The sequence below is a fragment of the Endozoicomonas sp. ALB091 genome (genome assembly GCF_049310265.1).
GTDB lineage: Bacteria > Pseudomonadota > Gammaproteobacteria > Pseudomonadales > Endozoicomonadaceae > Endozoicomonas.
In genome coordinates this window covers 692,392-705,409 of sequence record NZ_JBLYNQ010000008.1, presented here as the reverse complement: position 1 = coordinate 705,409, position 13,018 = coordinate 692,392, and the positions used below count along the sequence as shown (strand labels likewise).

Annotated in this window: 8 protein-coding genes; 4 read left to right on the top strand and 4 right to left on the bottom strand. The window is 49.5% G+C overall.

What is annotated here, in order from left to right:
- Positions 1-58: 58 nt before the first annotated feature.
- Positions 59-2,557 carry a CoA transferase gene (locus ACO6UX_RS19360; RefSeq protein WP_422449999.1) on the bottom strand — a complete coding sequence of 833 codons (2,499 nt, stop codon included), beginning with the start codon at positions 2,555-2,557 and terminating at the stop codon, positions 59-61.
- Between the two features lie 239 nt (positions 2,558-2,796).
- Positions 2,797-3,702: a transcriptional regulator GcvA gene (gene gcvA / locus ACO6UX_RS19355; protein WP_422449998.1), complete on the bottom strand. Its 906-nt coding sequence runs from the start codon at positions 3,700-3,702 to the stop codon at positions 2,797-2,799.
- An 856-nt stretch (positions 3,703-4,558) separates the two neighbouring features.
- Here gcvA and ACO6UX_RS19350 point away from each other — a divergent pair.
- From ACO6UX_RS19350 to ACO6UX_RS19335, 4 genes are all read left to right on the top strand, one after another.
- A complete protein-coding gene (locus tag ACO6UX_RS19350) occupies positions 4,559-6,211 on the top strand; it encodes a BCCT family transporter (protein WP_422449997.1) in 1,653 nt (550 codons plus the stop codon).
- Positions 6,212-6,427: 216 nt separating this feature from the next.
- Complete coding sequence (locus ACO6UX_RS19345; protein WP_422449996.1) at positions 6,428-7,924, top strand: CoA-acylating methylmalonate-semialdehyde dehydrogenase; 1,497 nt, start codon at positions 6,428-6,430, stop codon at positions 7,922-7,924.
- 228 nt (positions 7,925-8,152) lie between these two features.
- Positions 8,153-9,064, top strand: coding sequence for a BadF/BadG/BcrA/BcrD ATPase family protein (locus tag ACO6UX_RS19340; protein WP_422449995.1), 912 nt, complete (start codon positions 8,153-8,155; stop codon positions 9,062-9,064).
- Between the two features lie 316 nt (positions 9,065-9,380).
- Complete coding sequence (locus tag ACO6UX_RS19335; RefSeq protein ID WP_422449994.1) at positions 9,381-10,319, top strand: hypothetical protein; 939 nt, start codon at positions 9,381-9,383, stop codon at positions 10,317-10,319.
- A 371-nt stretch (positions 10,320-10,690) separates the two neighbouring features.
- On the opposite strand, the gene hisD is transcribed toward ACO6UX_RS19335, so the two are convergent.
- Both hisD and hisG read right to left on the bottom strand, forming a co-directional pair.
- The gene (gene hisD, locus ACO6UX_RS19330) at positions 10,691-12,019 is read right to left on the bottom strand and encodes a histidinol dehydrogenase (RefSeq protein ID WP_422449993.1); all 1,329 of its coding nucleotides are present in this window, start codon (positions 12,017-12,019) and stop codon (positions 10,691-10,693) included.
- A complete protein-coding gene (gene hisG, locus ACO6UX_RS19325) occupies positions 12,016-12,672 on the bottom strand; it encodes an ATP phosphoribosyltransferase (protein WP_422449992.1) in 657 nt (218 codons plus the stop codon). Before hisG ends, hisD begins: the two co-directional genes overlap by 4 nt.
- Positions 12,673-13,018 lie beyond the last annotated feature (346 nt).

Sequence of the window (13,018 nt, the reverse complement as noted above, 5' to 3'; positions counted from 1 at the left end):
TGTGCAAGCCTGTTGCCTGTGTTTTGTTCTGGTGACAATACCGGGCAAGCGTTCATGCTTAACTCGGCAAGTACTCTTTCCCCCAGCCAGTACCGATAACTTTGTCGTTTAGCATGGTGGCAATTTGTTCATCGGTATAGCCAAGACCCGCAACAATCTCAGTAGTCGAACGGCCTAATCGCTCGGTTGGTGTTTGCGCAATAATCTGTGCCCGTGAAGGCCTGATTGAGTAGTGATCAATAATAGTCACTGCGTGTCCACTGGGGTGATCGCGGTAGCTGGAAAACGCATAACTGCCAAGGTCAATTCCCACTTTGCCATCGGCAGGGCGAGTGTAACGCTCCCGAAGCTCGGCGATCCCCACTGAGCGCACCGCTGCAATATCCTGTTCCCGCAGCGCCTGCGCCCAATGATCGGCACTTTCCCGGGAGAGAACCTCGGTCAAAAAGGCCTTCTTATTTTTTGCTTCACTAATGCCAGCAAGGCCCGGAACGCGTTCCAGCTTGATCAACTCCTGCTCGCTGGCATCAATAAATAAATTGCCGTCTTTCGTTGTGTAAAAATGCGATAAATCGTGATTACCCAGGGCTTCTCGCCCGGATGCTTCATCAAACGGAGCACGCCCCTGATAATCATAGGCAAATTTAATTTGTGCCAGATTGGTTGCCGCAGATAACGAAGTACACGCCCGGCTATGCCGCCCGGTGTGCATTTTGTGATAAAGACTTAAGGCCATCCCCAAACCGCCCACAAAACCACAATTAACATCCAAAGTGCCCAGGTGTGCGTGCTCTTCTGGCGTTTGTGGTCCACCAAAACGGCTCATAATGCCGCTATTTGCCTGAATAATATCGTCGTAGCCTATGTAGTCTGTTTTGGGTCCACGGGTTGGTCCTCCCAGGCAGTCTAAACGACAGAATAACACGCCCGGATTAACGGCCTGTAAGCTGGCTTCGTCCAGGCCCAGAGGCGCTATCTGACGCTCGGGGGCATTTATTAACACCAGGTCAACGGATCGAATTAGCTGGTGAAAAATATCCCGTCCCTGTTCAGTATTGATATCAACCAACGCACTCTTTTTGCCAATATTGGCTTGAAAACTGTACACGGTGCCAATCAGTGGATCATACAATGGTGTCACCGGATCCAATTTGATCACCTCGGCACCAAAGCGACTTAAAAAGGCAGCAGAATGGGGGCCGGCAATGACATTGGTTAAGTCGAGTATTTTCACCCCTGCCAACCAGGCCTGGCGGTTGTCCGGTGCCGCAACCGCGCCAGTGGGCCGGGGCGTTGCTTTAACCTCTGAAAGCTCAGCCAGTGCTGCCTCAAAATCAACCGTGACTCTGGCCCTTGGCTGTAACATTTGTTCGGCCGATTCTTCCAGCCAGACCATAGGCCCCGGTTGTTTCATCATTCCGTATTCAGGATCATCCACTTCAACGATCAATCCCGCCTGCGCACAGTGGTCACTGTTCACCCATTCCTGAGTGGTGCGATGCGGTGCCCCCGGAATTTGCCCTTCACCAAAGATAACCCCCCACTCTTCTGAGGTTTTGGTTAAAAACACCCGCTTCATTTTGGCCGAGATAATATCAGCCCACTTCTTCGGCAGTGGATAAACGCCAATGGAGGTTTCGTCATCCCACTCATCAACCGGTAAATGCAGATTGTGCACCTCAGGTAAGCCTTCGGCCAACAACTCATCATATAAGCCCGTCACCTGTAAACAGCGTTTGGCATGATTGCGATGGGATGGACAAACGACGTAGAAAAAGCGACCGTCTTTGCATTGGTAAGTGCGATAAAAGGGATCCAGATACTCTTGTAAATCGTCGTAGCTAACATCCATCGGCAGATTGTTTTCCTTGCGATGGCTGATTTCATGCTCGCGCATGGTCAGGTAGCGTTTGGGCAAATCTTCAATAACGATGGAGTTGTACGACAACCCTTCCATTAAGGCAGCGACAATCGGCACTTCAATATGATCACCAACACCGAGTTTTTCCCGGGCGAACAGTGCCATCACCACCGAGCTGGCCGCCAGCGTTGTCGCATAGGCTGAGCACAATGACAAAGGAGAAAAACTGGGATCCACGCCCATCAACACCCGGTTAAAGCCCATATCGGTGAAAGCACCAGAGTTAGCGGCAACAATAGCCTCTGTTGCTTTCCACTGACTGCGCAATTGATCATTACTGGCGTAGCCCGGCATGGAAATTGTGATCAGCTCAGGACGTGCTTGCCGCAACTGCGCAAAATCAATTCCCAGGCGCTTTAAGACTCCGGGACGAAAACTTTCCAAAACAATATCGGCGTGATCAATTAAGGTTAACGCCTGTACCAGACCCTGATCGGATTTCAGATCAATAGTTACCGTGGTTTTGTTCCGATTCAAAACAGCATTGGCAGGGCTCTGCCATTGTGGCCCGGTTGGTGGATCAATATGAATCACCGTTGCCCCCAGGTCAGCCAGAATCATGGCGACTGCAGGCCCGGCTATTTGCTGGCCAAAATCAATAACCCGAATACCGATTAATGGTAGATTTGCTTTCATACTCAATGTGTTTTCTCACTCTATTTAATTAGTAGTTCTGACTTTCAATCTCCAGCGTAAAAACGTGAAAAGTAATAATTTTGTTTATCATAAAAGTCGTTATTAATTAATTAGCCCATTTGAAAACTGAGTAGTTACCTTTCAAATTTATTAAACACTGACATAGTAAACGCTTGACAAAAAGTGACCAGCAATAAAAACATTACCTTTGATCTTAATTTTTTTATAGCAGCCAGACATCATGTTTTGACCGGTTGAGCCTCACTGAGTAACCAGGTACGAAATGCCTCGATATCCTGATGTTTAACATTAGAGCTGGGGTAAACGAGATAAAAAGCTTCATCGGTTGGAATTTTAGTTTTAAACGGGGTAACCAACTTACCCGAATCAATAAGATCCTTTACCAGGCTGGTGCGACCAAGCGCAATACCCTCCCCCAATACCGCCAACTCCAATGCCGATACCAGCGTGTCCATATAAAAGCCCTGGCTGGTCTTCATATCTTTATAATTGGCCTGGCAGAGCCAGTGTCCCCAACCTTCTTCATAGCCCATCACGTGCAGCAACATATGCTCAGAGAGATCAAAGGTGTCTTCGTCAATCGGGTATTTTGCCAGATAGTCGGGACTGCACACAGGAAAGAGCTCATCCCAGGTTAACCGGTCGCTGGTCATCCCCTGCCAATGGCCCTTGCCGTAACGAATTTCCAGATCGCTGTCCAGGCTGTTTTCCCGCTCAACTTCATTCACCCAGATATTGCTGGTCAAACGCAGGTTAGTATCCGGGTATTGCCTTCTAAAATTTTTCAGCCTCGGCGCTAACCACTTAATAAAAAACACCATATTCACTTTAATGGTCAGCAGGCTCGTTCGACCATGGCCAAAGATCTCTTCCGTAGCAACGGTCAGGCGTTCAACAGAATCGTGGACAGCGGGTAGATAGGCAGCCCCGGCATCGGTCAGCTCCAGTCCCCTTGGCAACCGGCGAAACAATAAACAACCCAACTGGCTCTCCAGCCCCTTGACCTGCTGGCTCACGGCAGCCTGAGTCAGGTTTAACTCGTTAGCCGCATGAGTAAAACTCAGGTGCCGGGCGGAGGCCTCAAACGCCCTGATCCAGTTTAAGGGCGGCAGTCGTTTTTTCATAAGAACACCGTATAAGTGCCTGAGCATTTGAAATCATATTGCAAACTGACCAGATCAAAGGGAAGTTAACGACTTAAACAAATGTTTAATTATTATTTCAAGATTTTTTAGCTTTGTTTTTAAGTAGCTGGCCATATGGAATCACATATTTCTGGCTACTTGGGCAGGTGCTATGCGAGGCACAACGGAGGGAGCATAGCCGTAGCTATGTGACCGGAGTTGTAACGAAGCAGAGTGCCTGAACAAGGAGTCAGAAATATATGATTTCATATGGTTAGCTACTTAATATTACATAACTTAATAAACAGCACTTACAAATTATTTTATACCTTTGCCATAAGTTTTATTGATTGTCTTCAAACCGAAAGCTGCTCAAAATCATGCCATGTCGTAAAAGTCGCTAGTACGCAAAAACAGGTACATGAGGAAATATTACTTCCTGTCGTCTAACCTGATCTCTATGTTTATATCACTTCCCGAAGACTTACCATCCAGCCTGCCTGAGTATATTGCTCAACGGCAGGACCAGAATGTTCAGCTGCATGAGCGGTTGCCCGGCAACAGGCCCGGATTGAACAACTCGATAACGCTCCCAACCACCATGCCCTCCTGTTTGTGCAGAAGAGGTGATTGCGCATGAAGACATTCCCGAGGGATCCACCCGTTACGGTCGGGAGCCCAGCTCCGATCAGGCGATGGAAATTAAGGTTAAGACCATTCAAAAGCAGTCAGGAAAGAACGGCTCAGTGTTCCGGATGACCCGACCTTACCCCTGCACAATAACCCTTGCGCAAGTCAGTGCAGGCGTTTTTGAGTACTTACCCGTGCGTCCAGGTTTACCGAGCGGAGCGATACTATGAACAGCCCGAAGTCAGGAACCGGTATTTTCGCCAATACCCATCCCGTGATGAGCAGAGGCTCGGCGATAGTCATTGTCGCCTTTGTCCTTTTTACGATCATTGCCCCGGCATACGCTAATAGTCTCTATGAAGCCGCCAAGCGCTTTATCGCCACAAGTCTGGCCTGGTATTACACTCTCCTGATGAGTTTCTTTTTACTCCTGGCCATATACACAGCGTTTAGTCGCTTTGGCCGCATTAAGTTAGGCCATGACCACGACAAACCCGAATACGGCTTCTTTTCCTGGTTCTCGATGCTGTTCAGTGCAGGTATTGGTATCGGCATCCTGTTCTGGAGTATTGCCGAGCCAATTTACCACTTGCAAAGCAATCCTTTTATTGCCGAAGGGCAGACAAAAACCGTGGCAGCCGCACAGGTAGCGATGCGCTTCAGTATCTTTCACTGGGGCTTACACGGTTGGGCACTATTTGCGATTACGGGTATGGCATTAGCTTATTTCACCTACCGCAAAGGCCTGCCATTATCGATCCGCTCTGGCTTGTACCCGACCTTTGGCAACAAAATATACGGCCCGATTGGCCACATGGCGGACTTGCTGGCGGTTTTCGGTACTGTATTTGGTATCGCCACCTCGTTAGGACTTGGCGCACAGCAGATGAACGCAGGTATTAGCTATCTGTCTGGTATCAATATCAGCCCGGCCAACCAGGTGATCATTATTACGCTCATTACCGGATTGGCAACGCTCTCAACGTTAAGAGGCCTGGACAAAGGCCTGAAAAAAGTCAGCGAATTAAACATGCGCCTTACCGCATTAATGCTCACCTTCTTTATTGTTCTGGGGCCAACTGCTTATTTACTGGGAGCCTTTGTCACTAACCTGGGTGATTACATGACACATGCCGTCGGGCTCGGTTTTTGGGTTGACCCGGATCCCAAAAGCCAATGGCAGAGTTGTTGGACCCTGTTTTATTGGGGCTGGTGGATCGCCTGGGCACCCTTTGTCGGCATTTTTATTGCCCGTATCTCTAAAGGCCGTACCGTCAAAGAGTTTATTCTGGGAGTCTTGATCGCCCCAACGTTACTGGCAACCTTTTGGATCACTGCGTTTGGTAATACGGCTATTTTTATTGAACTCTTTGGTTCAGGCGGGGTCACAGAGGCCATAAATAAAGATATTACTACGGCTTTGTTTGTCACCATGGAGTTAATGGACCTTGGTACGGTTGTTGTGGGAATCGGTGCCATTATCTGCATAGTCATGCTGGTGACTTACTTTATCACTTCTGCTGACTCGGCAACCCTGGTTATTTGTACGTTAGTATCTATGGGAGAACAAAAACCTCCACCCAAGTTGCGGATGTTCTGGGGCTTACTCATTGGTGCGGTTGCCGGTGTATTATTAATTGCCGGAGGCTTAAAAGCGTTACAAACTGCCTCTATTGTTGCGGCACTGCCCTATTCAATTGTGCTGGCGCTTACTACCTGGGGCTTGTATAAGGCTTTTCGCGAGGAACCCAATATTGACATGCCATACTCAGTCACCCCTGGCGATACTCCACTGCCACCGGAATACGGTCAAAGCTATGCGCTCAAGCGCAGTAAGCAGGAAACAGCGGAGTGTCTGGCGACTAATCAAAATGTTTAGTGCATCATTTCGATGAGTTTGATGTGTACAATCTCCGTTTGCCCGACAATGGCAGAACAAGCCCTGGCCTCAGGCTCACCGGGCAATAACCCAAGAGTACCAAGCGCAGAAGAACTCGTGAGCATGTACCAGGCACTATGGGATTAGCACAATGCTCAAGCACTCATAAATCAACTGTGCCTGAGTGCTAAAAATATCAGCCCCGGGAGGACATCAATGAATACCATTGGTCATTTTATCAACGGTGAAATGGTCTACGATAATGAACGCACCCAGGCAGTGTATAACCCCGCAACAGGCCAGGCAGAAAAACAAGTCGCGCTGGCTTCCGTCGCTACCGTTGAAGAAGCGATCACCAGGGCTGAAGCCGCTTATCCAGCATGGCGCAATACCCCGGCAATAAAGCGCGCCCGTGTCATGTTCAAGTTTAAAGAATTACTGGAACAAAACGCTGAAAAAATTTGCCAGCTTATTGGTCAGGAGCACGGCAAAATTTCACACGACGCTGCGGGTGAATTACAACGCGGTATTGAAAATGTCGAATACGCCTGTGGTATCCCTGAATTGTTAAAAGGTGAACACAGCAAAAACGTTGGCCCGAATATCGACGCCTGGAGTGAATTCCAGCCACTGGGCGTGGTCGCGGGTATCACCCCGTTTAACTTCCCGGTTATGGTGCCACTGTGGATGTTCCCAATGGCCATTGCCTGTGGCAACTGCTTTGTTCTAAAACCGTCTGAGCGCGATCCCGGTGCCACCATGCTGATCGCTGAACTATTACAGCAGGCGGGATTACCTGACGGCGTTCTGAATGTGGTGAACGGTGATAAAGTTGCGGTGGACACTTTACTAAACGACGCGCGTATTAAAGCGGTCAGTTTTGTTGGCTCAACCCCCATTGCCGAATACATCTACCAAACCGCCAATAACAATGGCAAGCGATGCCAGGCGCTTGGCGCTGCCAAAAACCACGCCATTGTGATGCCAGATGCCGATATGGATAACGCCGTAAACCAGTTACTCGGTGCCGCCTTTGGCTCCTCTGGTCAGCGCTGTATGGCGCTATCCGTGGCAGTAGCGGTTGGCGATCAGACCGCCGATGCATTAGTGGCAAAAATGGCTGAGGCCATGAAAAGCCTGAAAGTTGGTGCCTGCACCGATAGCAGCAACGACTTTGGCCCGGTTATTACCGGTGCTCATCGCGACAAGGTGGTCAGCTACATCAGTCATGCCGAAAGCCAGGGGGCAAGCATCGTCGTTGATGGCCGCACCCCGAACGTCGATGGCTACCCCGATGGCTTCTTTGTTGGCGGCACCCTGATTGACCGGGTAACACCGGAAATGACCAGCTACCAGGAAGAAATCTTTGGTCCGGTACTGCAAGTTGTCCGCGTTAACACCATGCAAGAAGCGATGGACTTGATCGATGCCCACGAATACGGCAACGGTACCTGTATTTTTACCCGCGACGGCGAAGCAGCCCGTTACTTTTCTGATCACATCCAGGTGGGCATGGTCGGCATTAACATACCGCTACCAGTACCTGTTGCTTACCACAGCTTTGGTGGCTGGAAGCGCTCGCTGTTTGGTGACTTGCACGCCTACGGCCCTGACTCCGTGCGTTTTTACACCAGGCGCAAGACCATTACTCAACGCTGGCCTTCTGCCGGTATCCGCGAAGGTGCTCAATTCTCGATGCCAACAATGAAGTAATAGATAAGTAGTTAACCAAATGAAATCATATATTTCTGACTAAGTTGTCAGTCACTCTGCGGCGTTGCAACTCCGGTTACATAGCTACGGCTATGCTCCCTACGTTGCGCCTTGCATAGCAACTGCCCACTTAGCCAGAAATATACGATTCCATTTGGCCAACTACTTAGCACGCCCGGGCAGTATGGGTGTTACCCTATTCGATCACCGTTGCCCGCAGGAGCAAATATGGCATCCGCACTCTTAACGAACAGTGCCGTAAACACAACTGACCACAAACAGCCGCTCTTTCTGGGGGTAGACGGCGGTGGCACTTCATGCCGGGCACGTATCGCCGATCTTGACGGCAGTATCCTGGGAGAAGGGTTCTCAGGCAGCGCAAACCCCCGGACCGGGCTTGATTCAGCCTGCAATGCCATCATGCAGGCCACCCGTGCAGCGATGGCTCAAGCGGGCCTGGAAGAGAACGACTTCGGACGTATGTATGCCGGTCTTGGCCTGGCCGGTGTCAATCAGCAGAAAGAACGAGATCTGGTTCTGGGTTGGGGCTTTCCGTTTGCCGGTATTTTCCTGGAAACCGACGCATTCGCCGCCTGCATGGGTGCCTTTAATGGCAGGGATGGAGCGATCCTGATCCTGGGCACGGGCTCCTGTGGTGCCAGCCTGATTGATGGTGAAGTGAAAACCCTGGGCGGCTGGGGCTTTCCAATCTCGGATCATGGCAGTGGTGCCAGCCTGGGCCTTGCGGCGATTCGTTACTCCCTGCTGGCCCACGAAGGCATGAAAGAACAGACACCGTTAAGCCTGGCCATCATGGCAACGTTTGACCACAGTCCTGAACAGGCCGTTGCCTGGCAGGACAGCGCACTCCCCAGAGACTACGGATCTTACGGACCGCTGGTGATTGAACATTTAAGCAAGGGCGATCAACTGGCGGAACAGTTAATTCGGGAAAGCGCTGAAGATGCCGCCATGATGATCCGGGTACTTTATCAGCGTGGCGCTAACCAGTGCGCATTGGTTGGAGGGCTGAGTGAGTTCGTTATGCCCTGGCTGCCAGAAGATGTCGCTGCCATTGCCACCTTGCCACAGGGTGATGCCATGCACGGTGCTCTGTTGATGGCTATGAAACTCTTCTGAAAAACGTTCGGCTTCCATCGGGAAGCCGAATACTCCAGGAGGCTGTCCGAGAATAGACTGCCCTACTGCGGTTGCGATAAATTGGTCTAAAAATTCCTGCTTCTTCGTCAAATAGCCCCGCTATTCTCCTCAGAATCAGAAATTTTTATCCTCAATTTCTCGCAATCCTCGCTACGGGCGCTATTCTCGAACAGCCTCCTAGTACGTCATTTCTGGGAACTTAATTTTAGAAAAAAGGTCAGAATTAACACAAAGGGTCAAGAACCATTAATCAAAATGGATCTTGTGTTTTTTTTCAAAATAATGGTTTCAGACTATGCAGAGTGTAAATAGTGGTGATGTTTCAAAAATCACTTACAATCCCCACCAGGAAAACAAAAATCAAAAAATTGATAATATTGATAATAAAGTTTCGCAGAGGGAAAGTGAAACTAACAATCCCATTACTCACAGAACATGTAATACAGCAGGGGATGTAGCTGCATCAAGTTCTGTACAGGCTGCCAGGGCCCTGCCCGATTTGCCATCAATCCACCTGACAAAAAAATTTTACCGGCCCTTAGATAAAAAACCTCTTGAGTTTGGCTGTGAACAACTTATTACACACCGAGACTTCAGGGAATTACTTTCCAAAAATATGAATGTTTATGCAGTACTGACAGATGATTCTCGGGGTGAAGGAGCTGTCAACATTATGGCTATCGGGAAACCAAAATTCAAAGTAAACGAACTGAAGAAAAACTTCTATACAACTGCTTTTCAATATATCCCAACATTAAAAGAAACACCTTGCAGTTCTGATATGATTGGTTTTTTACTTCGTACACCTCGTTGGATTGTCCATCATTTCTACGGGAATCTGAAAATAAAGTCCGCTAATTCCGGGATAATGAATCCGATTGAACAGTCAATCTTTCAAAAATTAAAACCAAAATATGAGGCGGGAGGTATTCACACTCATTTTATTGTTACTCACAAAGATTACCTGAAGGATATCTCTCCACAGGAAGCAAGATTTATTTTTGAGCAAATCTTTGACGAATCTTTCGAAGAGTTAAAAACAATGAAAGAAGATTCAGATCCCGTTGTTAATAATCTGAACCCAAAAGCAACAATTGACGACCTTCCAGAAATCATACGCATTTATGAAGATAAAAACTCTCTGAAAAGGTATAACCCTTGGTGTTTAAATTATCTTGATAAAGCATTACTCAGTAATGTTAAATGGATACCTGAATCCTGTAAAATTCTTTGAGGCTCTTTTCGAATTCCAGACTGTGTAACCAGCAAGTTGACTAAGGGCTGAAGCCTCTTGGGATATTCCCCTGTGAGGCCTTAGCCACAAGCGTAGAAGTGACCACCCCCCCTCCATCGTATTAACATGCACGGGTTTGGTAAATACCGTCTTTGTCATCATTACGAGCATATTCACCTATGAAATATCCGGGCTTGGCGACCCCGTAGCGAGGGCGGCAGAAAATTGAGGATAAAAATTCGGTTTTGTGAGGTGAATAGCGGGGCTATTTGCCGAACAAAAGCGGATTTTTAGACCAATTTGCTGTCGCCACACGACTGCATGGATGCAGGAGCTAGAGCAACGCAGGAGCAGTTGCCGTGTAGGGCAGTCTATTCTCGGACAGCCTCGTGGTTAATACGATACTCTGCAGAACGTGCGTGTGCCGTCAGCGATTCCCCCCTGGCCAGAACAGAAGCCACTTTCCCCATTTCCGACGCGCCGTCAGCAGAAAACTGAATCACGGAAGAGCGTTTCTGGAAGTCATACACCCCCAAAGGTGAAGAGAAGCGTGCGGTTCCTGATGTGGGCAATACATGGTTCGGACCCGCGCAGTAATCACCCAGGGCTTCTGCCGTATATCGGCCCATAAAAATAGCACCGGCATGGCGTATCTCTGGCAGCCAGTTTTCGGGTTCTTCAACCGACAGTTCAAGGTGTTCCGGTGCGATGCGATTTATCAGTTCACAGGCCGCCGCCAGGTCAGGTACGGCAATCAGGGCTCCGCGCTTATTAAGCGACGCTGCGATAATATCCTGCCGTTCCATGGTTGGCAGCAATCGGTTCATGCTCTCCTGCACCTGCGCCAGAAAAGCCCGGTCCGGTGAGATCAGAATTGCCTGGGCATCTTCATCGTGTTCCGCCTGGGAGAACAGGTCCATGGCGATCCAGTCGGGGTTACTGTGGCCATCACAAACCACCAGTATTTCTGACGGACCGGCAATCATATCGATACCCACCTGACCAAACACTTCCCGCTTGGCGGTAGCGACATAAATATTGCCGGGACCGACAATCTTGTCCACCTTCGGGATCGTTTCCGTGCCATAGGCCAGTGCCGCCACCGCCTGGGCACCACCGATGGTAAATACACGACTGACCCCGGCAACAGCGGCCGCCGCCAGTACCAGTTCATTCAGCTCACCGTCTGGTGCGGGAACCACCATCACCACCTCAGGCACCCCGGCAACCGAGGCTGGTATGGCATTCATTAGTACCGATGAAGGATAGGATGCACGGCCACCGGGCACGTAAAGTCCCACTCGATCCATCGGGGTCACCTGCTGGCCAAGCAATGTGCCGTCGCTCTCGCGGTAATTCCAGGAGCTTTGCTGTTGATGCTGATGGTAGTCACGAATCCGCTTTGCGGCGGTTTCCAGCGCTGCCCGCTGCTCAGGCTGAATGCTGTTGAGCGCCTGGTGCAAACGCTCAGCATCGAGAGTCAGCTCATCCATACTGGAGACCTGACGTCGATCAAAACGACAGGTGCAGGCCATCACAGCCTGATCTTTCTGGCTGCGCACCTGAGCAATAATTTCTTTCACCTGCTGCAGGACACTGTCGTTTGAAACAGACTCCCAGGCCAACAGGGCATCAAGCTGAGATGAAAACGCCGGACTGCTGAAATCCAGCTGAACCGGGGTTACGACTTCCGACGTCATGCTGGTTCCTCAACTGCATTGGTTTCTGCAATGGTTCTGGACAGTTGATCCAGTAACTGACCAATCATTTTGTACTTCACTTTCATGGATGCCCTGTTGACCACCATTCTGGAACTGATTTCAGCAATCAGCTCCTGAGGTTCCAGGCCATTGGCCCGCAGGGTGTTCCCGGTATCCACCACATCAATAATGATATCCGCCAGGCCAACCAGCGGAGCCAGTTCCATGGAGCCATAGAGTTTAATGATATCCGCCTGAATTCCCTGAGAGGCATAGTACTGCTTGGCAATATTGACAAATTTCGTCGCCACCTTAAGTCGGCCAGAAGATGGTACTGCGCCAACCTTCCCCGCCGTCATCAATTTGCACCGGGCAATGTTCAAATCCAGCGGTTCATATAACTCAGAGGAGCCGTGTTCCATCAGCACATCCTTGCCAGCAACGCCCATATCGGCGGCACCGTACTCAACATAGGTTGGCACATCGCTGGCGCGGACAATCAGCAGGTTTACATGGGGATGCGTGGTACCAATCACCAGTTTGCGACTTTTATCCGGATCCTCCGCAGGCTCAATACCCGCAGTTTTCAACAGAGGGAGAGTCTCTTTCAGGATGCGCCCCTTGGACAGCGCGATAGTGATCTGGCTCGACATACTTCTCTCAGGCTTCCTTACTTATCATGCGTTGTTAAAATGGTGAAGGTAGAAGAACTGCACAGTTAAGAATTAATGAATTGTTATTTACAGGTACCCTTTTTCCAGAGAGTATCACTGGTCTGGATAATAACATAGATATAGGGAAAGGTACGTAGAAAGGCACTAATACAAAGCTGGCATGTGTTGTTTACATGGGCCTGCTCTTCCTGGAAGCATACTAGGGCCTGTTGACGTTTCGTTGCGTGCTCAGCGTATCAGGGCGCTCCTATGACGAGGCGCGGCATTGCAGGAAGGCTGGTTGCCTTTCAAAATGCCGCAACGAAGTCATAGGGGCGCCCTGATA

Excerpts from the sequence above, each read along its gene's own strand:
- ACO6UX_RS19360 (WP_422449999.1), bottom strand. The coding sequence starts at position 2,557 with ATGAAAGCAAATCTACCATTAATCGGTATTCGGGTTATTGATTTTGGC.
- gcvA (WP_422449998.1), bottom strand. The coding sequence starts at position 3,702 with ATGAAAAAACGACTGCCGCCCTTAAACTGGATCAGGGCGTTTGAGGCC.
- ACO6UX_RS19350 (WP_422449997.1), top strand. The coding sequence starts at position 4,559 with ATGAACAGCCCGAAGTCAGGAACCGGTATTTTCGCCAATACCCATCCC.
- ACO6UX_RS19345 (WP_422449996.1), top strand. The coding sequence starts at position 6,428 with ATGAATACCATTGGTCATTTTATCAACGGTGAAATGGTCTACGATAAT.
- ACO6UX_RS19340 (WP_422449995.1), top strand. The coding sequence starts at position 8,153 with ATGGCATCCGCACTCTTAACGAACAGTGCCGTAAACACAACTGACCAC.
- ACO6UX_RS19335 (WP_422449994.1), top strand. The coding sequence starts at position 9,381 with ATGCAGAGTGTAAATAGTGGTGATGTTTCAAAAATCACTTACAATCCC.
- hisD (WP_422449993.1), bottom strand. The coding sequence starts at position 12,019 with ATGACGTCGGAAGTCGTAACCCCGGTTCAGCTGGATTTCAGCAGTCCG.
- hisG (WP_422449992.1), bottom strand. The coding sequence starts at position 12,672 with ATGTCGAGCCAGATCACTATCGCGCTGTCCAAGGGGCGCATCCTGAAA.